The sequence below is a fragment of the Solidesulfovibrio magneticus RS-1 genome, assembly GCF_000010665.1.
Classification (GTDB): domain Bacteria; phylum Desulfobacterota; class Desulfovibrionia; order Desulfovibrionales; family Desulfovibrionaceae; genus Solidesulfovibrio; species Solidesulfovibrio magneticus.
The window spans coordinates 321113-343933 of the sequence record NC_012796.1; the positions used below are offsets into that span (position 1 = coordinate 321113).

At 69.4% G+C, this 22821-nt stretch carries 14 protein-coding genes; 4 read left to right on the top strand and 10 right to left on the bottom strand.

Annotated elements, in window-relative coordinates:
- The first annotated feature begins 68 nt into the window (after positions 1–68).
- Positions 69–2807, top strand: a complete 2739-nt coding sequence (locus tag DMR_RS01270) for a glycosyltransferase family 39 protein (protein WP_232502859.1) — start codon at positions 69–71, stop codon at positions 2805–2807.
- 96 nt (positions 2808–2903) lie between these two features.
- On the opposite strand, the gene DMR_RS01275 is transcribed toward DMR_RS01270, so the two are convergent.
- Positions 2904–5297, bottom strand: coding sequence for an FAD-dependent oxidoreductase (locus DMR_RS01275; RefSeq protein WP_012749869.1), 2394 nt, complete (start codon positions 5295–5297; stop codon positions 2904–2906).
- Between the two features lie 176 nt (positions 5298–5473).
- Between DMR_RS01275 and DMR_RS01280 the strand changes: the two genes are divergently transcribed.
- Both DMR_RS01280 and DMR_RS01285 read left to right on the top strand, forming a co-directional pair.
- Positions 5474–6088, top strand: a complete 615-nt coding sequence (locus tag DMR_RS01280) for a hypothetical protein (RefSeq protein ID WP_012749870.1) — start codon at positions 5474–5476, stop codon at positions 6086–6088.
- Between the two features lie 2 nt (positions 6089–6090).
- Positions 6091–7689: a B12-binding domain-containing radical SAM protein gene (locus DMR_RS01285; protein ID WP_012749871.1), complete on the top strand. Its 1599-nt coding sequence runs from the start codon at positions 6091–6093 to the stop codon at positions 7687–7689.
- Positions 7690–7789: 100 nt separating this feature from the next.
- On the opposite strand, the gene DMR_RS01290 is transcribed toward DMR_RS01285, so the two are convergent.
- Positions 7790–9814: an ABC transporter substrate binding protein gene (locus tag DMR_RS01290; protein ID WP_012749872.1), complete on the bottom strand. Its 2025-nt coding sequence runs from the start codon at positions 9812–9814 to the stop codon at positions 7790–7792.
- 207 nt (positions 9815–10021) lie between these two features.
- Between DMR_RS01290 and DMR_RS01295 the strand changes: the two genes are divergently transcribed.
- Positions 10022–11584, top strand: a complete 1563-nt coding sequence (locus tag DMR_RS01295) for a response regulator (protein WP_232502860.1) — start codon at positions 10022–10024, stop codon at positions 11582–11584.
- Between the two features lie 18 nt (positions 11585–11602).
- Here DMR_RS01295 and DMR_RS01300 read toward each other — a convergent pair whose 3' ends face one another.
- The 8 genes from DMR_RS01300 to DMR_RS01335 form a co-directional block, all read right to left on the bottom strand.
- Complete coding sequence (locus tag DMR_RS01300) at positions 11603–13729, bottom strand: glycosyltransferase (RefSeq protein WP_012749874.1); 2127 nt, start codon at positions 13727–13729, stop codon at positions 11603–11605.
- A 10-nt stretch (positions 13730–13739) separates the two neighbouring features.
- Positions 13740–15212, bottom strand: coding sequence for a B12-binding domain-containing radical SAM protein (locus DMR_RS01305; protein ID WP_012749875.1), 1473 nt, complete (start codon positions 15210–15212; stop codon positions 13740–13742).
- Positions 15213–15299: 87 nt separating this feature from the next.
- Positions 15300–16148, bottom strand: a complete 849-nt coding sequence (locus tag DMR_RS01310) for a glycosyltransferase family 2 protein (RefSeq protein WP_012749876.1) — start codon at positions 16146–16148, stop codon at positions 15300–15302.
- Positions 16149–16208: 60 nt separating this feature from the next.
- Positions 16209–17129, bottom strand: a complete 921-nt coding sequence (locus DMR_RS01315; protein WP_012749877.1) for a hypothetical protein — start codon at positions 17127–17129, stop codon at positions 16209–16211.
- A 2-nt stretch (positions 17130–17131) separates the two neighbouring features.
- Positions 17132–18424, bottom strand: a complete 1293-nt coding sequence (locus DMR_RS01320) for a B12-binding domain-containing radical SAM protein (protein ID WP_012749878.1) — start codon at positions 18422–18424, stop codon at positions 17132–17134.
- Complete coding sequence (locus DMR_RS01325) at positions 18421–19953, bottom strand: B12-binding domain-containing radical SAM protein (protein WP_012749879.1); 1533 nt, start codon at positions 19951–19953, stop codon at positions 18421–18423. The genes DMR_RS01320 and DMR_RS01325 overlap by 4 nt, the downstream gene beginning before the upstream one ends.
- A gap of 106 nt (positions 19954–20059) precedes the next feature.
- Complete coding sequence (locus DMR_RS01330) at positions 20060–21277, bottom strand: DUF362 domain-containing protein (RefSeq protein ID WP_012749880.1); 1218 nt, start codon at positions 21275–21277, stop codon at positions 20060–20062.
- Positions 21241–22761, bottom strand: coding sequence for a class I adenylate-forming enzyme family protein (locus tag DMR_RS01335; RefSeq protein ID WP_012749881.1), 1521 nt, complete (start codon positions 22759–22761; stop codon positions 21241–21243). The genes DMR_RS01330 and DMR_RS01335 overlap by 37 nt, the downstream gene beginning before the upstream one ends.
- Between the last annotated feature and the right edge of the window lie 60 nt (positions 22762–22821).

Here is a 22821-nt window from a genome sequence, read left to right on the forward strand (position 1 = left end):
CCAGTCCAGAGCCGGGCCGACGCACGGGCCTCTTGCACTCCTGGCCCGGCGTGATAGACCCCTTGGCCGTGAAACATCTTACCGAAAACCTGCGCCGTCCCTGGCCGTTTCTCCTGTTTCTGCTGGCCCTGGCCCCGCGTCTGCACGAACTGGGCGGGCCGTCTGTCGCCTTTTACGATGAGCTGACCACGCTGATGCGGGCCATGGAGCCCTCGGTGGCCGACGTGGTGGCCGGGGCGGCCTGGCAGTATCCGCCGTTTATCGATTTCCAGCCGCCGCTGCACTACGTCGTCGTCCACCTGATGCTCTGGTTTTTCGGCCACAGCGACTTTTTCGCCCGCCTGCCGTCGGCCCTGGCCGGCGCGGCCTGCGCGCCTTTGCTGTTCCTCATCGGCCGCCGGCTTGGCGGCACGGCCTGCGGCCTTTTCGCCGGCGCGGCCTTGGCGGGATGCCTGTACCACGTGGACGTCAGCCAGCAGGTGCGGCTGTATGCCCTGTTCGGTTTCTTTTTCCTTGGGGCGTCGCTGTTTTTGCTGCGGGCGCTGTCCGGCGGTCACCGTCGGGACTGGCTCATGGTCGGCTGGTTTGGCGCGGCGGCCTTTTACACCTCGTATCTGTCCGCCGGGTTTCTGGCCTTCGCTGTCCTGGCCACGGGGCTGACCCTGGCCTGGCCCGAGGGCGACGAGGCCCCGCCGCGTCGCCGCACCCTGGCCGGCCTAGTCGTGGCCTGCTCCCTGATCCTTGTGGCCTTTGCCCCGTGGTGGCTGGCGACGTCGGGTCTGCGCCAGTATCTGCTTGGCGCGGGCGCACCCCATCTGGCGTCGCTTGGCGCGTCCCTGGAAGCGGCCTTTGCCGCGTTCGCCAGCCACTACGCCGCCTTTCTGGGCCGCCCGGCCTATCCTTGGCTACTGGCCGGCCCGGCCCTGGCCGGACTCCTTCTGGGTCTGGTCGACCCCGCCCGCCGGCGCGGGGCGGTCCTTGTCGGCCTGCTTTTCGTCTGCGTCTTTGGCCTGGCCTGGGGCCGGGCCACCACGGCTCACCATTTCCAGGTGCGCTACGTGCTGCCCTGCCTGTTCGCCGCCCTGCTGGCGGCCGGGCTTGGGGTCTCGGTGCTGCTGGCCCGGCTGTCGGCTCGCCGGGCGGTCCATATCCTGGCGTTGCTGCTCGGCCTGGGGCTGGCCGCGCCCAATATCCCGGCCGCGCCGTTTTTTTATCGCCGCGACGACAGCCGTTTGAAAACCCTGGCCGCCGCCCTGGACGAGGCCGCTGCGCCCCGGGCGGCCCTGATCTTGTGGCGCGAGTCCGATCCCTGGACGCGGCCCTATTTCGAGGCCTTTACGCGCTGGTATCTGCCCGGCCGGTTCCTGCCGTCCCTGCCCCACGGCGGGCCGGACGGCCGGTCTGCCCGGGAGGCCCTGGTCCTGGTCCCGACCAGCGGCGACGCCTCGGCCCGGCCCTTGCCCGAGACCGCGACGCCCGTCGCCGTCCTGGCCGGGGTGGGCGTCCACCGCCTGCCCCTGATAAATGCTTCCCCGAATCTGCCGCCCGTCGCCTTTTCGGCCGGTTTCCGGCCGGACACGGCCTTTGGCGAAATGGCTGCCTCGCGAAACCTCCGGGCCACGGGCGAGGGCCTCGTCCTGGCCGACCGTGGCCGGGCCGGGGAGGCCACCTACGTGTTCACGCCGCTGCCCGGCCAGACCGTGGTCCTGGCTTCACTGGCCATGGACGCCCGGATCACGGATTATCCGGACGACGACACGCCCACCGGCCGGGCCTTTGTCCTGGTCGGTCCGGACGCCGATTCGCTCATCCCTTACGATCCGGCCGCGCCGCCGCCACCGTCCAAATCACTGACCGTGCGCCTTATCCTGAGTCCGGGCTTCGAGCGCGAGCCCGTGGCCGTTACCCGGCTGGAGGCGCACCTGACGGTGTCCGGCGATCCCGGTCTGCCCGGGGCCGGGGCGGCCCAGCGGGCTGCCCGGCTGGCCGCCAACACCCCGGTGGCCCCGTGTCCGGCCGGCACGGCCTATCCGGGGCAGTACGTGCTCGACCCGTCGGGAAGCGTCTGTCCCTGGACCGTGGCCCTGTCGCCCGGCCGGCCGGCGGTCCTGGGCAACGCCGGCCAGGAGGCCTTTTCGCCTGAAGGCCTGACGCTGGCCGGCAACCCCGGCGGCGCGATCCTGGCCCTTGGCGGCGCGTCCGTGCCGCTGCCCTTGTCCGGCCCGGCCTGTCTTCGCGCCTTTCTGCAGCCGGGCGGCGAGGGCGAAGCCGTCCTGGCCCCGCTTTTTACGGCCGAAGGGTTCGACCCGGGCGCGGCCGACGTCGGCGCCACGACCGTGCGCCTGCAAAACGATCCGGCCCTGTCCTGCCCCGACGCCAAGCCGTGTTTCGTGGCCTATGCCGCAACCACCGGCTATCCGGCCAAATCGCTGGAATTGACGTGGTTCCCGAGGCTTTTTGGCGATGCGGAAGGGAAAAACGGGGCGGTGGCCGAGGTGGCCCTGGGAGACGGCGAGTACCGGCTGCTGGACGCTTTCCTGAGCACCCGCTCGGGGCGCTGGGACGGGCTGGGAGTGATGCGCCGGGCTTCCCTCGACCTTGGCGGCTTCACGGGCACGGTGCGGGTGCGGTTTCGCCTGACCGGCGACGGGGGCCAGCTGTGGAGCGCGCCAGTCTACCCCATGGCCGCACGGCTGGTCCTGGACACGCGCAGCCTGCCGGCCCTGGAGCTGTCGCCGGGCACGACACCCCTTGGCGTTTCCTGCCCCGGAGAGTGTCGGGCGACCCTGGGCTTTGACGGACCCTAGGGTCAGGTCCACCAATTAACGCGAACCACCCCTTTGCCCCGTCGAGGGGGGCAGGGGGGGATGATCCCCCCCGGCCGCCGGAGGCCTCTCCCTCCCTCAGGGGCGCGTCACCGGACAACGGCCGCACACGATCCCTTTGCGCAGATCATGTCGGCTTGGATCGGCCAGAAGCGCCCGGGCGGCTTGATACTTTTCCCCGTTCCACAGTTGCGGCAGGGGTGTTTCAAAGACGTTGCCGAAATCCACGCTGGGGTCGCGCGGGTCGCGGCAGCAGGGGATGAGTCCGCCGTCCCAGTTGACGTAGGCCGAGCGGTACAGCCACGAGCAGCCCGGCGCGGCCTCGTGTTCGTGGGTCAGGGTCTGGCGTGGAAACATGGTCGAAAACCAGGCGTCGGGCGCGTCTTCGGGGAAAAAGGGTCGGATGAACCGCACCTGGTCCACGCCGAGCCTGGCCGCCGTTTCCCGGGCCAGCTCGATCTCGTGTTCATTAAATCCCGTCACGCAGTACTGCCAGTCGATAAAGGGCGTTTTGCGGCCGGCCGCCTTGCGGGCCGCGATGATGGCCTTCAAATTTTCCAAGGCCAGATCGGCGTTGCCGCCGCGCATGAACCGGCCGGCCGTCTCCTGGGTCACGCCGTGGCAGGAGAAGATCAGCACTTCCAGGCCGGAAGCCACGATGCGCCGGGGCAGGTCCGGGTCGCGGTGGTTGCAGTTGGACGACACGCCCACGCCGATATTGCGGTCGGCCGCGTAGCGGATCATCTCCAGGGTCTCGGGAAACAAAAACGGCTCGCCGAAGCCGTACATGTTGATCTTGAACAACCACTTGCCGCAAGAGTCGATGATGCTCCTGAATTGCTCGAAGGTCATGCGCCCATAGGGGCGCTCGCCGGGCAGCGGGGCGCGGCGGTCGTCGTAGCAATAGGCGCAACGCAGGTTGCAGATGTTGGTGGTCTCGATCTTGAGGATGTAGGGCATGGAGTCGAGAACGGTCCGCTTTTGCAGCCGGTTGCGCTCGGCCGCAAAGAAGTTCCACAACCTTGCCGGCGTGGCGTGGCGCACGAAGGCCTGGGCGTGGCGTTTGAGGATTTTGAGCCGTTCGGCCGGTCCGGCCCCCTTGGTGGCCAATCCGGCGTCCAGCAGGCTTTTCTTGCCCGGGGCCGCGGGCTTGGCCGGGGCGCGACCCAGCAGATGGCCGGCCATTTTCAGCCCCTGGGAGGCCGCCGCCGGAGTGAGGCAGAAATAGAAGCCGCCCTGCCGCCCCACGGCGTGGAGATTGGCGATGTCGCGCACCGGGGCCATGGCCCGGGCCAGGCGATCTTCGTAATCCAGGGGATAGACCGGCATGGCCGCCGGCAGAGTGACCACCTTCGAAGCCCGCAGGGCCTGGGCCGGATACAGCCCCAGCCGGGCCACGTCGGCCACGCCCCGGGCCAGGGTCTTTTCTTCCGGTTCGGTCGCGTCTTCGAGGTTGACCTCCAGGCACAGGCCCTCGCGGTCGGCCGGGCCACGTTCGGCGAAGATCGACTCCGGATAATAGATGCGGTTGGCCTGCATGGCCGGATCGGGGTGGTAGCTGTAGACGTAGGGGCGCGGCACACGTTCCGTTCTGGCGTAGGTGAGCATGACCATGCGCATGGTCACGGTGGGCAGGCGCGGGGCGTCGCTGTCCAGGGCGTCCAGGAGCGCATTGGCCGGCGCGGTCCACACCACATGGGCCGGCGTGATTTCCCGGCCGTCGGCCACCACCTTGGCGATGCGCCCGCCGTCGCGGACAAGCCCGATGTGCGAGACGTTCGTGACCACCTCGCCGCCGGCCGCCTCGATGCGCCGGCGAAGGCTCGCCGCCAGATCGGCCATGCCGCCGGCCGGGTACCAGTAGCGCTGGCGCAGGCGGGACAGGGCGGCCAGCACGGCCTGCCCCTTGCCCCGGCGCACGAAGGGTTCCTTGTCGTTGTCGATGGTGCGGTCCACCCGGGCCAGCCAGTGGTGGTGCAGGGCTTCGGGCGGGGTCAGGGCCTTTTTGGCGAACAGGTCGCGGAAAAGCAGGTCGTAAAGGCCCGGGCCGCATTTTTCCGACAACTCCAGGGCGGCCGAGATGGGCTCGGGCGGCGGCGCGCCCCGGCGCTTGAGGGCGGCGCGCAGCGCTTCGATCTGGTAGCGAAGGGGATAGCGGAAGAAATCTAAATGGTTGGGGAACTTCCAATGCCGGCCGGCGGCGAAAATGGAAAAGGCGAAGGGCCGGCGGATGACCGGCGCGCCGGCGAGCAGGCCGCGCAAAAACGTCTCGCCCGGCCCGGGCGCGTCGAGAAAAAGGACGTGGGGGCCGAGGTCGAAGACCACGCCGTCCAGGGCCACCGAGCGCAAAAGCCCGCCGACCTCGGGTTCGCGTTCCAGGACCAGGCAGGGCCGGCCGGCTTCGGTCAGGCTCAGGGCGCAGGCCAGGCCGGCCACGCCGCCGCCGACAATGACGATGGGCTGTGCGTGCATAGGGTCAGTCACCTTCCGGGTGGAATTGTCGCGCGGGTCTATTCTAGCCCACAAGGTGGGGCGGCGTCTTGGGTTTTTGTTTGGCGTGCCGCGTCGTCCCTTTTGTGCCTGTCGGGGATTTCCAAGTCCCTCGCCTCGGGCTATGATGAAGGCGTTGGACAGGAGGAACCCGGTTGATGTCGCAGGAAATTAGTCTCGAAGCCCGCATGGATATTCTCGCCGAGTGCGTCAACATCGGCCTTGGCCGGGCGGCCGAGGCGCTTAACCGCATGTGCGAAAGCCATGTGGCGCTTTCGGCCCCGGAAATACGCGTCATGAACCGCCCGACCCTGACCGCCGCCGCCGCCGGCCGTTGCCCGGCCGTGTGCGAGGGCGTGTTTCTGCCCTTTGTCGGCCCCATGATGGGCATGACCGCCCTGGCCTTTGCCTACGGCGACGCGGCCAAGCTCGTCACCGGGCTCACCGCCGCCATGGGCATCGACGAACCCTCGGAAGACATGCGCGAGGACACCCTGCGCGAGGTGGGCAACGTCATCCTGGTCGGCGTGCTCGGGGCCATGGGCACCATGCTGGGCCTGCACGTCACCTACCAGCCCCTGTCCACGGCCAAGAGCCTGGAGCCGCTTCTGGCCGTGGCCGACGCCTGCCAGACCGTGACCCTCTATGTGCGGGCCCATTTCGTGCTGGAGCGCTTCCAGGTCACGGGCGACATCATGGTGGTGCTGGCCCAGGAGGGCTTTGACGCCCTGACCGCCGCCATTGACGGCAAAATCTTGGAAATGGGCGGTTGACCATGGCCCGGATCGTGCTTTTTTCCCCCACGCCGCCGGACCTGTCGGCTTTTGGCGTGCGCAGCCTGCAAGCCAGCCTCAAGGCCGCCGGCCACGACGTCCGGCTGGTGCTGTTTCCGGGCAGCATCGGCCTGTCCCAGGAGGACGGCTCCTACGTCTACCGCTACGCCGACACGGTGATCGACCAGGCCCTGGAGCTGGCCGCCGGGGCCGACGTGGTCGGGGTGTCGTTTTTCACCAACTATTTCGACCGGGCCGTGCAGCTGACGGCGGCTGTGCGGGAGCGCCTGGGCATTCCGGTCGTCTGGGGCGGCGTCCACGCCACGGTGCGGCCCGAGGAAGCGCTCGACCACGCCGATTTCGTCTGCCGGGGCGAGGGCGAGGCGGCGCTTGACCGACTGGCCCGGGAACTGGCAACCGGCCGGCCGGCCGACGCCATCCCCGGGGTCTGGACCCTGCGCGACAGGGCGGTGGTCGACAACGGCCTGGCCCCCCTGGCCCCGGACCTGGACGCCTTGCCCTTTTTCGATTTTTCCGGCCAGGACCAGTTCGTCATGGCTCCGGAGCGCGGCCGCATCGTGCCCCTTGACGCCGAGGCTTTGCGCCTGGCGCTGCCGCGCCTGCCCCACTGGGACGGCCGGCTGGTCACGGCCTATCGCACCATGACCGACCGGGGCTGCCCGCATGGCTGCGCCTATTGCAACGTACCCACGGTCAAGGCCCTTTTCCGGGGCGGCGGGGTGCCCTATTTCCGCCATCGCGGCGTGCCCCACGTCATGGCCGAGCTGCGCGGGATCATTGCCCGCTATCCCTTCATCGAGGCCATCCAGCTTTTTGACGACACTTTTTTCTCCCGCCGTCTGGACTGGCTGCGGGAGTTCGCGGCGGCCTACAAGGCCGACATCGGGTTGCCGCTGTACTGCCAGGCCTCGCCAACGACCCTGGACGCCGAGAAGCTCGACGTGCTCATTGAGGCCGGGCTGTGCTACGTGGAAATGGGCATCCAGACCGGCAGCCCCCGGATGCGCGAGATCTTTCGCCGGCCCGAGGACGACGACGCGGTTCTGGCCGGGGCCAATTTGCTGCATTCCCGGCGGGACAAGCTGCTCCCCCCGGACTATCACGTCATCATCGACGCGCCCTGGGAAACGGAAGAGGACCTGCTGGCCACGGTGCGGCTGTTGGCCCGGCTGCCCAAGCCCTTTGGCCTGGCCATCGCCAGTCTCGTCTATTTCCCGGAAACCGAACTCTACCGTCGGGCCAAGGCCGAGGGCCGCATCCATCACGAGGAAACGGAAATCTACCGCCGGCCGTTTTACCTGCGGCCCCAGCGCAGCTATGCCGCCTTTATGCTCTACCTGCTCACCTTCCAGCGCATTCCGGCCGGGGGCTACGCCTTTTTGCTGCGCCCGGGCACGGTCGCCTGGTGTTCGCGCCATGTGCCGCCGGCCGTGTACAAGCTCGGCTACGCCCTGGGCGAGGTGGCCAGGCTCATGGCCAAGGGGGCGACGGCGCTGTCGCGCGGCGATTTCGGCCGCATCGCCGCGTTTGTGCGGCGCACCCTGCGCCACGATCCCACCGTGGCCGGGCGTAAGGGCTAGTGCCGCGTCCCTTAAAAAATACGAGAGTATTTTTTAAGAAAAAAAATGGTTTTAGCTTGTTGACTACAAAACACCATATGCGCTTTTCGCGGGCGCGACACTAGCGCCTCGCCAGATAGACCGACAGCAGGCTGGCCGCCGTGGACAGCAGGGAATGTTCCTGGCGGGTGAATCGGCGCGGCTCGCGCACGTCGGCGATGACCAGAAATCCTGTCCAGAAGCCATCTCGGGTCACCGGCGCGGCCAACAACGCCCTGGCTTCAAACAGCCGCAGGATTTCCTGGAGGTCTTCGGGAAAATCCGTGTCCAGGCCGGTGACGATCTCTCCGGCGGCCATGCGGTCGGCCCAGTGGAAGCCGTCGATGCTGTAAGACACCAGGGCCGCTTCCGGGGCGTCCCGGCGTGGGGCGAGTCCGGCCGCGCAGGCCTCGGCGGCCAGCCGACAGCACAGTCCCAGGCGCGAATCCTCGACATTGTCGAACCATATGGCCCGGCCCACGGAAAAGGCGCTGAGAAGCCGCACCAGGGCCCGATCCACGGCGTCGTCGCCGCCGGCCAGCAGTTCCCGGCCGAAAAGGGCCAGCTCCTCCTCGGCCAGAGCCCGGGCGGCCAAGGCCTCCTCGGCCAGACGTCTGGCCGTGATGTCCGCGCCCACGGCCAGCCAGCCCTCGGGACGGCCGTCGGGCCCGAAAAGCGGCTGGTTATCCCATTGCAGATAGACCCGTCGGCCGTCCTTGGCCGCCACTTCGTTTTCGTTGCCCGCTCCGGCCAGGGAATGGGGCGCGGCCATGGCCCGGGCCAGGAGGCTCGTGAGATCGGGCGGAGCCGAGGGCCAGAACACGGCCTTGCCCGAGAGCATTTCGGCCCGGCTGTAGCCCAGGAGCCGTTCGGCGTACTCGTTGACGAAAACCAGCCGGCCCCCGGCGTCGAAGCGCAGGATCAGGGAGTTGGCCGATTCCACCAGTTCCCGGTAGCGGCGTTCGCTTTCGGCCAGCCGGGTTTCGGCCCGCCGTCGTCCGGCCAGGAGGATGAGCAGGGCCAGGGCTCCGGGCAACGAAATGACCAGGGCCGCGCCGCCGGCCCAAAAAAGACCTTTGTGGCGTTCATACAAGGACGCCGGCGCGTTTTCGAAGACGGTGTTTGGGGGCGCGCGGTCCACCGGCAGGCCAAGCCGGGTCATGACGGTCTGGTCCAGAACCGTTTCGGCCGGCACGTCGGTCACCCGGATGTCGGCCGGGGCTTTGCCGGCCAGCACCTGTTCCACCAGGGCGGCGGCGGCCCGGCCCTGGTCCTGGCCGCGCAGCACCCGGCCGCCCACCGCGCCAAGGCCCAAATCGAAGTCCCACAGGCAAAACAGGGGGACCTGGGATACGGCGGCCAAGGCGGCCAGATCCTCGCCCATGAGCGGCGCAGCGCCTGATTCGCTTTTCAGGGGAGCCAAACGCACGGCCACGGCGTCGCGGGGCGCGGCGGCCAGGGCCTTTTTCGCCGCCTCCAGGCTGACGTTTTGCAGCTCCACCGGCCGCATCCGGCCTTCCAGAGCCCGGGCCGCCCGGCGGAACCGGTCGATATTGGCCCGGGACGAAGCGGCGTCGTCGGCGGTCAGGGCCAGCACGGTGTGGGCTGTCGGGACCAGGGCCAGGGCCAGCTCCAGGGTGCCCACCACGTCCGGCGACTCGCCCACGCCCGTGATGTTGGTCTGGCCGGAGAGGCGGGCCGGGGTGAAGTCGTTGACCCCGCAAAAGACGATGGGCCGGCCGGGAAAGAGCGTTTCGCGTCGGGCCAGCCAGAAATTGAGGGCGGCGTCGTCGCAGGAGACGAGGACCGCAATGGGCACATGGGCGTATTTGGCGGCCAGATAGTCGGTGAGATCGCCGCGGTCCTCGGTTTCGGGAAAGCGCCTGGCGTCGAGGTGCTCCACGAACACCCGGGCTTTGGCGGTGGGCAGACGCTGGAGAAAACCGGCCACGATCCGGTCCGACCAGGGGTCGCCGTGGTGGTAGGAACTGAGCAGCAGCACCGCCGGCGCGGCAGTCTGCGCCGGCGCCGGCCCGGCCAGGGCGGCTGAAAAGGCGCAGGCCAGAAGCGTCATGGCGGCGATGGCGGCTCGCAGAGGGTTTCCCATTGGCTTTCCCTATCCCAAAAAGACGTCGCTGTCTTCTGGCGGGGGCGTTGGACGGCTCTTGCCAAACGGCCGTCCCCTCATGTTATGCTGCCGGCCAATACGGCTTGGCCGACCGGCCAATGACAGACGCGCAGACCCCAAACGCCCCGGATCGGTGACGCCGCCATGACCAGCCCGGAACAACCATTTCAAGCCCCCGGCGGCCCCATGGACGCGCCCCGCGCCGACAGGTCGGACGATGCGCGATACTGGCGGCTTTTCTTCGAACAATCGGCCATGGGCATCCTGGTCGGCGACGCGACCGGCCGCATCCTTGAGACCAACCCCATGGCCCTTGCCCTGCTCGGTTATGACCGGGACAGACTGGTTGGGGCCAGCATGGCCGATATTGTGCATCCAGACGACCAGGCCGCAGCCCCCCTGCGCGCCAACCACCGAGCGGCCCTGGACGGCCGGCCGCGCCACATGGACCGGCGCTACCGCCGGGCCGACGGCACGTATCTGCCCGTGGCCGTGTCCTTCGGGCTGCTGGACAGACAGGCCGGCACGATCCAGGTGATGTTTCGCGATATTTCCGCCCGCCAGGGCCTGGAAAAACAGCGGGCCGACGCCCTGGCCAAGGCCGAGGCGGCCGAAGCCATCAAATCCGCCTTCCTGGCCCACATGAGCCATGAACTGCGCACGCCCTTAAACGGCATCATGGGGATGTTGCAGCTGGCCCAATCGGCTTGTCCCGGCCCGGAGGTGGCCGACTACCTGGATACGGCCATGGAATCGGCCCGGGGGCTTTTGCGGATTCTCTCCGACCTTTTGGAGGTGACGAACATCCAGGGCGGTCGGGTGCGTCTGGCCGAAGAGGATTTCGACCTCGACGCGGTCATCGCCCCGGTGGCCGCCTCCCTGGCCTATGAAGCCCACATCAAGGGCTTGCAGTTCGTGCAGCGGGTGGCTCCGGACGTGCCACGGCATCTTCGCGGCGACGCGGCCCGGCTGCGCCAGATTCTTTTCGCCCTGGCCGGCAACGCGGTCAAATTCACTGCCGAGGGCCAAGTGGTCCTGTCCGTGGAAACCGTGCCCGCCAGCGAACCGCTGCAGCTGCGTTTTGGCCTCTCCGACACCGGTATCGGCATCCCCCGGGAGCGGTTGCCGGGGCTGTTCGAACCCTTTGCCCAGGCCCGGCCCCACGGGGGCGGGATTTTTGGCGGGGCCGGACTGGGGCTTTGCATCGCCAAGGGCCTGGCCGAGGAAATGGGCGGGGAGATCATGCTGGCCAGCGAAGTGGGCCGGGGCACCGAGGTGCGTGTCACCCTGCCTTTTGCCTTGCCCGAGGCGGCGCCGGCGCGCCCGATCCGCGAGCCAGCCTCCTTGGCCGGCAAGCGGGTGCTGGTGGCCGAGGACGAGGCCGTCAACCGCCTGACCATCCGGGTGATGCTGCAAAAGTTGGGCTGCCGGCCCCAACTGGTCGAAAACGGCCGCCAAGCGCTCACGGCCCTGGCCGAGGGCACGTTTGATTGCGTGCTCATGGACATGCGCATGCCCGAGCTGGACGGGCTTTCGGCTGTGCGGGCCATGCGGCGAGGCGAGGCCGGGCCGGCCGCCCGGACCATGCCCGTGGTGGCCCTGACCGCCCACGCACTGGCCGAGGACCGTTGCGCCGCCCTGGAGGCGGGCGTGGACGCCTATCTGGTCAAGCCCGTGGACATGGCCGAGCTGGGGCGTGCCCTGGGGCAGGCCATGGCCGGCAGCCGGGCGGTGGATGCGGCCGGCTGATCGCCGCCGACCGCCACATCAGGCCAAGGCCCGCCGGTAGGCGGCCACGGCCATGGCCGCCGTGTCGTTCCAATCAAGCCGTTTTGCCCGGGCCAGACCCTTGGCCCGCAGTTCCGCGGCCAGTTCCGGCTCGGCCAGCACCCGATAAAGGGCCTCGGCCAGGGCCTGCGGGTCGGACGGATCGACCAAAAGCGCCGCGCCGCCGGCCGCCTCGGGCACGGCCGGGGCCAGGCTTGCCACCACCGGCGCGCCGCAGGCCATGGCCTCGACCACCGGCAGCCCGAATCCCTCGCCAAAGCTCGGATAGGCAAAGACCGCCGCCCCGGACAGCAAGGCCGGCAGCTCCGCCTGGGCCACGCCGCCGCAAAAGACAATGCCTTCCCCCGTTCCCGCTTCGCGCAGCTTCTGGCCGAAGGCGGCGAAAAGCCCGTCGTCCGGCCCGGCGATGACCAACGTGGGCGCTTGCGCCCCCAGCCGCCGACGCAGCAGGGCATAGGCCGCCGCCAGCCCAGGCACGTTTTTTCGCGGCTCCATGCGCCCCAAAAAAAGGATGTAGGGACCACCCGGCAGCCCCAGGCGGGCGCGCATGTCAGCCAGGGCGGCCGGGTCCGTCACCGGGGCGAAGGCCGGGTCCACCCCGGGAAAGGCGTAGGCCACGCGCGTGGCCGGCACGCGGTAGCGGGCGACGATCTCGTCGCGGCAATAGGCCGACAGCGTCAGCACCCTGGCCGCCCGGCGGGCGCCCAGGGGATAGAGCAGCCGCATGAGGCGGGAAAGCCCCTTGGGGAAATGCTCGGGCATGGCTTCGTGCAGGATGTCGTGGAGGCTGACCACGCAGGGGACCGTGGGGGTGAGCGGCGCGAGGTACTGGCAGTGGAAGACGTCGACTTCCCGGCGAAGCCGCCAGGGGAAGGGGGCGATCAGCCGGGCCAGACGGCCGGCGGGGATCTCGCGCACCGTGACGTTGGGGGCGTCTCCGGCCAGGGTCCGGGCCGCGTCCAGGCCATCCCGGGTGGCGTAGAAGACGAAGTCGAGGTCCGGGGCGGCCTGGGGCAGCCGGGCGGCCAGGGCTTCGATGTAGGTGCGCGACCCCTGGCGGATGCCGGAAATGGTGTGGAGATCAAGGCCCACCCGTTTTGGGGTTGTCCCATGCGGCGGGCGGCAGGCTGTCCGGGACAGCACGCGGTCGGCCAGCCCCCGGGCCAGGCCGGCGGCAAAGGCCAGGGAGCGCAGCGTGACGAACATCGGGGCCAGACGGGCCACGGCCCTGTCGCGCCGGGCGGCGAAGCGGGCAAAGGGCAGGGCGCTGCCCAGCAGCGCGGTCAGGGCAACCAGGGCGAACAGGCCGGCCGGCCGGGAGAACGGGGCCAGGACCGTGGCCAGGGCGAACAGCCCGGCCAGGATGGTCTGGAGGCGGATGACCGGCGGGGTGTAGCCGTCGCGCACGAGCTTTTCGGGGTGTTCCCGGCAGGCGCGAAGCCGCCAAAAGGCCCGGCTGGCCTTGATGGTCAAGTAGCGGCCCAGGGTGGCCGGATGGCGATGATAAACGATGGCGTCCGGGGCGAAGACCAGCCGGTGGCCGGCGGCGGCCAGCCGGTAGGACAGCTCGGTGTCCTCGTTGTCGGCCGCCCGGAAGGACGTGTCGAAGCCGCCGGCCGCATCAAACACCGCGCGGCGGTAGGCGGCGGCGTAGGTGGCCACGAGGTCGATGGCCGGACGCCTGGCGACATAGGCGTAGCGGTCCTCGAACTCGATCTGGGCAAACCGGGCGACAAGCGACGTCTGGCGGGTGCGGTAGGCACCCTGGACGCCGGCAACGGCCCCATCGTCCAGGGGGGCGGTGAGGCGGGCCAGGAAATCCGGGGCCGGGGCGCAGTCGGCGTCGGTGAAAACAAGGATGTCGCTGTCCGGCGGCGCGGCGGCGGCTCCGGCGTTTCGGGCGGCGGCCGGCCCGGCGTTTGGCTGGGAAATGACGGCCACGCCCCTGGCCCGGGCCATGGCTGCGGTGGCGTCGGTGGAGCCGTCGTCGACCACGATGACGGAAAACGCCGACCGGGGCATGGTCTGGGCAGCCAGGGCGTCCAGGGCGTCGCCCAGGGTGGCGGCGGCGTTGTAGGCCGGGATGACGACGGTCAGGCGGGGCATGCCACTCCCCTTACACCTTGGAGCCGCGCAGCAGGTGCTTCAAGAATACCCGGCCGGCCCGCAGGGTCCGGGCCATTTCGCCGGGGCTTGCCAAGGCGGCCAGGGCACGGCGGATAAGAAATTGCGGCCGCAGGTAGAACCGTTTGCGGGCCAGGTCGCACAGCCGCACGATCTCGGCCGGATACAGCGACTCGTTGCGCACCACGCAGCCGTGCAGGCCTTCGGGGGTGAGCCAGTCGCGCCAGCGGCCGGCGGCGATAAATCCGCGCGCCTCGTAGTCGGCGAAGGCCTCGGTGCCGGGATAGACCATGACCGGGTAGAACTGGGCGGTTTCCGGATTGAGGTCCAGGGCGAAGTCGATAGTGGCCAGGATGGACTCCCTGGTGTCGCCGGGGAAACCGAAAATGAAGCAGCCGTGGATTTTTATGCCGGCGGCGGCGGCGTCGGCCCGGAAGCACCGCATGCGCTCGGCGCCCAGGCCTTTTTTCATAGCCGACAGGGCCGTGGGGTCGGCGGATTCGAAGCCCACGCAGAGTTGCCGGCAGCCGGCCCGGCGCATCAGGCCCATGAGGTCCGGGTCCAGATCGGCCCGGGCGTTGGCCGTCCACTCGAACACCAGCCCCCGGCGGATGATGGCCTGGCAAAAGGCCCGGCAGCGGACCTTGTCGGCGGTCAGGGTATCGTCCTCGAAAAAGATGGTGCGAAGGCCCGGGAAGTGGTCCAGGCACCAGGCGACTTCGTCCAGCACCTTGTCGATGGAGCGGCAGCGGGCGGTGCGGCCGGTGAGGGTTTGGGGGTGCAGGCAAAAGGAGCAGCGAAACGGGCAGCCGCGCGAGGTGGCCAGGGTGACCATGGGCGGCTTGGCGTTGGGATTGAAATAGTGCCGGATGTCGAGGTGGCGGGCGTAGACCGGGGCCACGGGCGGCAGGGCGTCGAGGTCCTCGATAAACGGCCGGTCCGGGTTGTGGACGACGACGCCCCCTGCCCCCAGAAACGACAGGCCGTCCACGGTGGCCAGGCGCTGCGGTGTGGCCGGTCCGGCGGCCAGGAGCCGGGCCAGTTCCAGGACGGTGGCCTCGTACTCGCGCCGGGCCACGGCGTCCACGGCCCCGCGTCCGTCCTGGAGCACCTTGCCGGCCAGGGCCGTGGCATGGGGGCCGACCAGCACGGTGGTCAGTCCGGGCAGGGCTTTTTTCAGGGCGGCGGCGGCCTTGATGTCGGCGTCGATGCTCGGGGTGGAGGTGTCCAGCACGGCTAAAAACGGCGTTTCGGCCTTGGCCCGGGCCACGACGGCGTCGAGGTCCAGGCCGGCGGCCGGGGCGTCCACGAAGACGACCTCGAAGTCGTCGGCTTCGAGCACGGCCACGGCCTGGGCCAAAAACAGCGGGAAATAGAGCGTGCCGCTCTTGGTCACGGCCGGGGAGCGCTGGGGCCGGGAGAATTTGGGCAAAAATGGGGCGTTTACAACCAAAATATCGGCCATGTCGCGTCCTTTATATCCCCTATGGGGGGTCCGGGGGCCTCAGGCCCCCGGCCGCCGGAGGCATCTTCCTCTTGCTCTTGCCCTTGCTCAGTCTCCCACCCTGGCCTCGACGGCGGCCAGCCGGCGTTCCAGGGAGGCGACGCGGCCTTCGAGGCCGGCGGCTTTTTCGGCCAGCCGGGTGCGGTGGGCCATGGATTCGGCCATGAGGTCGTCGAGGATCAGATTCTTTTCAAACCAGGCCCGCAGCAGGGTGCTGAGGTAGCGCCGGCCCATTTCGGTCAGGTGCAGGTTGGAGCTGCCCCAGGTGCGGCCCTGCCAGGAGATGGGCACCATGGCGATGGCGTAGCCGCGAATAAGCGTATTGAGCGACAGTTCGATGGTGATGTTGAAGTGGCAGGCCTTGAGCGGCATGATGTCGCGGATGACGTAGGAGCGATAGGCTTTGAAGGAGTTGGTCAAGTCGTTGAAGCGCGTCCAGAACATGATCTGCATCATCTTGTTGACAAGGCGGTTTACGAAGAGCTTGAGCTTCGGGTAATTGACGCAGCGCGAGCCGCGCATGAACCGCGAGCCGAAGACGCAGTCGTAGCCTTCCTCGATCTTGCGGTAGTATTTGATGATGTCTTCGGGGTCATCGGACAGGTCGGCCATGCAGATGACAATGACGTCGCCGCTGGCCCGTTCCAGGCCGGCGCGCACGGCCCGGCCGAAGCCACGCGGCGGCTCGCGGTGGACGACCACCACGCCCGGGTCAGCCTCGGCCAGGGCGTCGAGAACCGCGCCGGTGGCGTCGGCGCTGTTGTCGTTGACCAGCACCAGTTCGTAGGGAACGCCTTCGCGGCGCAGCACGGCGCGGATGCCGTCAATGGTGGCGGTGATGTTGCCTTCCTCGTTGTAGGCCGGGATGACGACGGACAGCAGCATGGCGTTTTTCATGGGCAGGCTCGCTTTGGCGGTGGCGTTGGGGCGCGATTGTGTCCGAGGGGGGCGCGGGCTTCAAGAAAAAAGATGGGTTTCCAGGCCATGCCACCAGCCGGGCCGGGAGGCGACCCGGTCGGCGTAGCGGGCCATGAACGCCCGGGTCATGGCCAGGGCGGCCGCGTCGCGGTCCATGCCCTGGGGCGGGATGATGGGCGCGTCCAGAACAAAACGGAAGGGGGCGTCGCGTCCGGGTTCGAGAAATCCCGGCACAAGCGCCGCCCCGGCCGACAGGGCCAGCCGGGCCGGGCCAAGGGGCACGGACAGCGCCCCGCCCGGGAACTCCACCGTGGCGTGATGGCCGAAGGCGGGCTGGCCCGGGCCGTCGTCGGCCGTGGTCATGACCACGCCCCCGGCGCGCAAGTGGGTGAGCGCCAGGCGCACGCCCGGCCCGGGCGGCACGATGCGGGCCGGGATGCGGGCTTCGTAGCGCGCCCGCAGGCGGAAGGCCACGCGGCGGCCGACAAACGACAAGCCCTCGTCCGAAAGGTGGCCGATCTGGACCATGGGGAAGCCCAGCGCTCCCAGGGCGGCCAGGGGCATCTGGGTCGGGCCGAAGTGGCCGATGGGGATGACCGCGCCCCGGCCGTGGGCCAGGGCCAGCCCCAAGCGGTCGAGGCCGTCGATTTCCAGCAACTCGTGGAAATTGGCGGCGGTCAGGCGCGGCAATTGAAAGACGATGAGCTGGTTGACGTAGTGGGTGGCAAAGGCGTCGAGCACGGCTTGTTCCGCCTCGGCCTCGGCAAGGGCGGGATTAACGGCCCGGGCGGCGATAGCGATGCGCCCGGCCCGGCCCCGGGACAGGGCGGCGTGGAGCCGGCCCATGGCCCGGTAGAGGGCCACGGCCGCCCGGGGCGGCAGGCGCTCGGCGACAAGGCGCAGGGGATACCAGACGAAAAGGCGCAGCAGGTCACGGGAGAAGCTTTCGCGCACGCGCACGGCTATTTCCCGGCGGCCCGCAGCAGCAGATCGAAGCCCTTTTCGATCCAGGCGGTTTTTGGCTGGGTGTACATGACCGGCGCAAGCAAGTCGGCGTCCGGGGGGATAATTCCCTCGGCCACGGCCCGGCGGGCCAGGGCGGTATGGGGCTCGACCCGGATGCTGTTGAGCTCGAAGTGGGCTTTCCTGCCCATCTCGCGGCGGGCCTTGAGGATAAAGCGCAGCATGGCCAGGGCCGCCTTGGCGGTCTGGCCGGGCGGGTTCTTGAAGAAGTTGTAGCTGACCTCGAAGCAGCCCAGATCGCGCACCAGGGCGTAGGCAGCCTCGATCTCGGCCACGGACGAGGCCTTGCCCAGGGCACCCAGCGCCTCATCGCTAAAGGCGTCCGGCGAAAAGATCACGGTGTCGCAGCCGGCCCGGCGGGCCAGGGTCAGAAAATCGCGCGTGAGTCCCCTTTCGGCGAACCAGGCCGACCAGGGCAGGGGCGAACCGGCTTCGATGAGGGCCTCCATGACGGCGGCGGCATGGTCGGCGGGCAGATTGAAGACCGAATCGAGGAAGGTGAACCGCCGCGCGCCGTGGACGTCGCGAAGGGCGACGACCTCGACCGCCACCTGCCCGGGGGCTTTGCGGCGGTAGCGCCGGCCGTTGAGGAACCCGTAGGGACAGTAGACGCAGGCAAGCGCGCAGCCGCGCTTGGTCTCGACGCCCACGCCCCAGGGCACGGCGACGTAGGGGGCCAGGGGCAGGATGGAAAAATCCGGGGAGGGCAGGTCGGCCAGATCGATCTTGTCCGAGGGGCCGGTGAAAAACGGGCTGCCGTCTGGCCGGCGGGTCCAGAGCGAGGGCACGGCGGCCGGGTCGCCCCGGGCCTCCAGGGTCGCGGCCAGGGCGGCGAAGGCGGCTTCGCCTTCCAGGGCCACGCCGTGGTCGATGGCCGGCCAGCCGGCCATGACGGCCTCGGCGAACATGGAAAAACCGGCCCCGCCGACCACCACCGGCCCGGTTGTCTCCTGCCTGGCCACGGCCACGGTTTCGCCAAAGGGCGGCAGATAGGAGACGTTGACCCGGGTGTTGGTGGAGTCGATGTTGCGCAGGGAAACGCCGGTGAGGTCCGGGGCGAAGTCGCGCAGGAACCCGGCCAGGGCGGCCATGGGGTCGCCAGGGGCCACGTTGGGGTCAAAGGCGGCCACGACATGCCCCGGCAGGCTGGCGGCCAGGGAGGCCAGGCCGATGGGGAAAACCGGGTCTGTCGTGCCGGGGCCGAGCCAGGATTGGACCAGGGCGATTCTCACGCGTGGTCCCCCGGCCGGGCGCGCCAGCTTCGGGCCAGGCGCAGGAGCTTTTTGACCGGTTCGGCCAGGGCGAACACGGCCCGCCAGACCGGGGCCATGACCGGCTGGGACAGGGGCACGGCCACGGCGTCGGAAGCCAGCCAAGCCAGGAGCTTTGAGGGCATCCGGCCGCCCTTGGCCAACAGGATCAGCAGGTTGACGTAGTCCGGCCGGCGCATGGTGTAGCTTTTGGTATAGACCTGCCGGCGCTCGTCGGTGAGAAATCCGTCGGCGGCGGCCATGGCGTGGAGCTTGGTGCCGGGGTAGAGCACCAGGGAAAAGGGCTGGAGCCGGAAAGGCTTGGGGATCTGGGCGATAAAGCGCACCGATTCCAGACGGTCGGCCAGCGTCTCGTAGGGCGTGTCCAGGATGAAGTCGTAGCTCGGCGGCAGGAGCTTGTCCTTGTAGGCGTTGATGACGGCCATGGCTTTTAACATCACCGCGTTGCCCATGGCCTTGCGGTTGAACAGTTCCTGGATGCGGGCCGAGCCGGTCTGGACGCCCATTTGCAGATAGCATAGGCCGGCGTCGGTCAGGGCGTCGAGCTTTTCCCGGGTGATGGTGGCCGGCGAACCCAGGCAGGTGAAGGGCAGGCCGACCCGGGCCTTCCACTGGCGGCAAAATTCCCGGATTTCTTCCAGGGGCCGGGCGAAAAAGGCGTCGTCGGAGATCCAGACGTAGCCGATATGCGGCAGTGTCCGGCGCACGGTCTCCAGCTCGGCCATGACGTGCTCCGTGCCGCGCCAGCGCAGATAGCCCTTGGCCCCGTACAGGGCCTTGACCGCGTCGTTGACGCAGTAGGCGCAGCGATGGGGGCAGCCCCGGCCGGTCATGGTCTGGTAGCCGACCCGGCCGAGCAGCCGCGACACCGTGCCCCGGGCCAAAAACGCCTCGGTCATGGCCGGGGTCAAGGGCACAATGCCGTCCTGGGGATGCTCGGGGTCCCAGATGTGGTGGTCGTCGTGGGACCAGTCAGGCGGCGGCAGGCTGTCGAGGTCCTGGGTCAGGGGGCGCACCGGATTTTGGGCCAGGCAGCCGTCGGCGCGCCGGGTCCAGATGTTGGGGATGGCCGTGGCGTCGTTGCCGGTCGCCAGGGCTTCGGCCAGATCGGCCAGGGCTTCCTCGCCGTCGCCCACGCAGACGTAGTCGGCGACGGCCAGGCACTCCTCGGGCCGGATGGTCGGATGCACCCCGCCCCAGACCACGGGCGGGCCGCCGGCATCCCCCAGCGCCCGGGTGATCTGGGCGGCGTTGTCCACGTAGTTGGTCATCAGCGACACCCCGACCAGGGAACAGTCAGCGCACAGCCGGACCAGATCGGCCATGACGTGGGCCGGGTAACGCTCGGGCGCGTCCAGCAGGGCGTCCCCCAGGGGATCGGGCAAAAGGATCAGGCGCACGGCCAGGCCTCGGGCCTTGAGATAGGCGGCGATGGAGCGCAGGCCGTAGGCGGTGATGTCGGGATAGGGGGAGATCAGGGCGACGCGCATGGCATGGTGTCCTTTGGCGCGACGTCGCGCCCAGGGGTTGTGCGATGCCGGCGGTGGTCTGTCAAGGCAGGGGGGCGGCGGCCTTGGCCGTCGCGGCCGGGAGACGTCACCGGGTCGCTGCCTTGTAGGCCTTGTAGAAGTCGAGAATGTGCGGCGGGCAGCCGGCCACGAAGCGGGCCACGTTTCCCGGCCGGCGCACGTCAAAGGCCAGGGGCGCGGCGCAGGCTCCGAAACACCAGAGCTGGCCGGGCACGTTTCGCAGATTGACGGCCTGGGGCATGGGCACGCCGAGATAGACGGTGTGGGGCGTGCCGGCGGCGAAGCCGTCCTCGGTGGCCAGTTTGTCCAGGGCGTGGCGCAGGGCCGATTGGCAGCCCTGGCAGGCCCCGCCCTCGATGACCCGCACGGCGGGATAGGCCCCCATGGAGCTCAGGACCGGCCGGACAAACCGCCGTCGGCAGCGGTCCGGATCGTCGCCGGCCACGTCGATGGCGGCCAGGTCGGTCTCGCCCAGGCCCTCCTGGCGGGCCAGACGCAGCATGGCCACCTCGTTGGCGGCGATGCCCATGAGGTCGGCGCAGACCGTATCCACGGCGCAGACGTCCGCGCCGGCCACGACGACGTTCATGTCCGGCAGGCTGGACCCGGACAGCGGGGCTTGGCCCTGCACGGCCCACAGCCCGTCCACCACGGTCAGATGGGGCCGGATGGCCCGCAGGATGTCCACGATCTTGAGGTTGATGTCGTTGCGGTGAAACGGCATCCGGTTGTCGTCGAGAATGAGTCCGTATTGGTTTTTGATGCCCAGGGTCACCAGGGTGTGCACGTGGGTCTTCATCTTGGGCAGGTTGATGTAGACCTCGGCTTCAAGCACGGCCTGGGGCAGGGGCACGGGGTCGAAGAGAAAGGCCCCGGGATTGGGGACCGGGACCGGCGGCTTAGCGTCGAAAGCGACCAGCTGCGCGCCTTCGGCCTCCAGGCGGTGCAGGAAGCCGGACAGACCGGCGGTGGCCTCCAGCAGGGACAGGCCCCAGCCCGGGTTGTCGCCCACGGCAACCGACCGCGCCCCGGCCCGGACAAGGAGCCGGACCATGGCCAGGATCACCCGTTCGTCGGTGACCACCGACCGGGGGCTGGCCGGATTGGGCCGCACGAGGTTGGGCTTGAGAAAGACCGACTTGCCGCCGACCAAGGCCGGCAGGTCACAGCAGACGGCCACGGCCCGGTCGACCAGCGCCGTCACGGCGGTCAAGCCGGCCTCGGTGTAATTGTCCGGGGCCTCGCCGATTACGGCGTGGGCGAGTCCGACACAAGGGCGCGCCATGCGATCTTGCCTCCTGGAGTGCGGGGAAGGGCGTCGCGGATTTCGATGACCCGCGGCATTTTCAGGCGGTGCAGCCGGCCGGACAGGAAACGGCGCAGCTCGCCGGGACTCAAGGACGCGCCGTTTTTCGGGGCGACCACGGCCTTGGCCGCCTCGCCGCGCAGGGCGTCGGCCACCGGAATGACCACGGCCTCGGCCACGTCCGGGTGCTGGCGCAAGGCCTCCTCGATCTCCACCGGAAAGACCTTCATGCCCCCGACCTTGAGCAGCATGGATTGGCGGCCGGCGAAGAAAAAGCGTCCGTCCCCGTCGTGAAAGACCTCGTCGCCGGTGCGAAAGCGGCCGCCGTAAAGGCGAAATTCCGGCCGCGGCTCCTCGCCGAAATAGCCCGGGCAGACGCCCGGCCCCGATATTACCAGCTCGCCGGGTTCGCCCGGGTCGCAGGGCGAGCCGTCCTCGCGGGTGACGGCCACGTCGTAGCCGGGCACGGGCCGGCCCAGGCAGCACGGGGCGTAGGCGTCGCCCGGGCGGTTGGCCAGGGCCACGCCCGTGGTCTCGGTGCTGCCCCAGACGGGCAGGATCGACGCGCCAAAACGCTCCCGAAGGCCGGCTGCCAGGGCCGAGGGCACGTGCATGCCGCCGGATTCGGCCAGACGCACGGCGGCAAGCGGATTGTCCGCCCCGGCCGGCAGGCGCAGCAAGGTTTCGTAGATGGCGGCCACGGCCATCAGCGCCGTGACCTTGTGGCGGGAACACGCCTCGGCCACGGCCCGGGACGAAACCCTGTCGCAAAGGACCATGGTTCCGCCCAGAGCCAGGGGGCGCAGCAGGGTCTCGTGGGGGTGGACGAAAACCGGCATCATGCACAGGTGAACGTCGTCGGGGGTCAGGGCGAAGGCGTCAATGGCGGCCGCGGTATTGGCCAGGAGGTTGCCCAGGGTCGTCACCGCGCCCTTGGGCGCGCCGGTGGTGCCGGAGGTGAAGTTCAAATAGACCGGGTCGTCGGGTTGGACCCGGGGCAGGGCGGCGGGCATGGGGCCGGCGGCCAGTTCGGCCAGGGTCGGCTTGCCCGCCGGGGCCGGTCCGTCGCAGACCACCGTGGGCATGGGCGCGTCCTCGGGGTAGAGAGCGGCCAGGGCCGGCAGGTATTCGGCGGCCACGACCAGGACCGCCGGGGTCAGGCGGTCGAGGATGGCCCGGGTCACTTCGGGCGGCTGGTTGGGGTCCAGGGGGAAAAAGGCGCCGCCGGCAGCGGCGGCGGCCAGGAAGGCGGTGACGGCCTGGGGCGTTTTACGGGCATAGACGGCCAGACGTTGGCCCGGGGCCAGACCCAGGCCGGCCAAGCCGCCGGCTAGACGCAGGGCGGCCTCGGCCAGGGCCTCGTGGGACACGGACACGTCGCCGGACAGGATGGCCGGCGCACCGCCCCGGACTTGGGCGTTTCGACGCAGCATCCCGGCCAGGGTTTCGTCATCTTGGAACATGTCCCGACATACTGCATAAAAAAGAATTATGGCAAGGCATTCCAGCGGGCTTGGGACGAT

Excerpts from the sequence above, each read along its gene's own strand:
- DMR_RS01300 (WP_012749874.1), bottom strand. The coding sequence starts at position 13,729 with ATGCCCCGCCTGACCGTCGTCATCCCGGCCTACAACGCCGCCGCCACC.
- DMR_RS01290 (WP_012749872.1), bottom strand. The coding sequence starts at position 9,814 with ATGGGAAACCCTCTGCGAGCCGCCATCGCCGCCATGACGCTTCTGGCC.
- DMR_RS01285 (WP_012749871.1), top strand. The coding sequence starts at position 6,091 with ATGGCCCGGATCGTGCTTTTTTCCCCCACGCCGCCGGACCTGTCGGCT.
- DMR_RS01275 (WP_012749869.1), bottom strand. The coding sequence starts at position 5,297 with ATGCACGCACAGCCCATCGTCATTGTCGGCGGCGGCGTGGCCGGCCTG.
- DMR_RS01310 (WP_012749876.1), bottom strand. The coding sequence starts at position 16,148 with ATGAAAAACGCCATGCTGCTGTCCGTCGTCATCCCGGCCTACAACGAG.
- DMR_RS01295 (WP_232502860.1), top strand. The coding sequence starts at position 10,022 with ATGGACGCGCCCCGCGCCGACAGGTCGGACGATGCGCGATACTGGCGG.
- DMR_RS01305 (WP_012749875.1), bottom strand. The coding sequence starts at position 15,212 with ATGGCCGATATTTTGGTTGTAAACGCCCCATTTTTGCCCAAATTCTCC.
- DMR_RS01330 (WP_012749880.1), bottom strand. The coding sequence starts at position 21,277 with ATGGCGCGCCCTTGTGTCGGACTCGCCCACGCCGTAATCGGCGAGGCC.
- DMR_RS01325 (WP_012749879.1), bottom strand. The coding sequence starts at position 19,953 with ATGCGCGTCGCCCTGATCTCCCCCTATCCCGACATCACCGCCTACGGC.
- DMR_RS01335 (WP_012749881.1), bottom strand. The coding sequence starts at position 22,761 with ATGTTCCAAGATGACGAAACCCTGGCCGGGATGCTGCGTCGAAACGCC.
- DMR_RS01280 (WP_012749870.1), top strand. The coding sequence starts at position 5,474 with ATGTCGCAGGAAATTAGTCTCGAAGCCCGCATGGATATTCTCGCCGAG.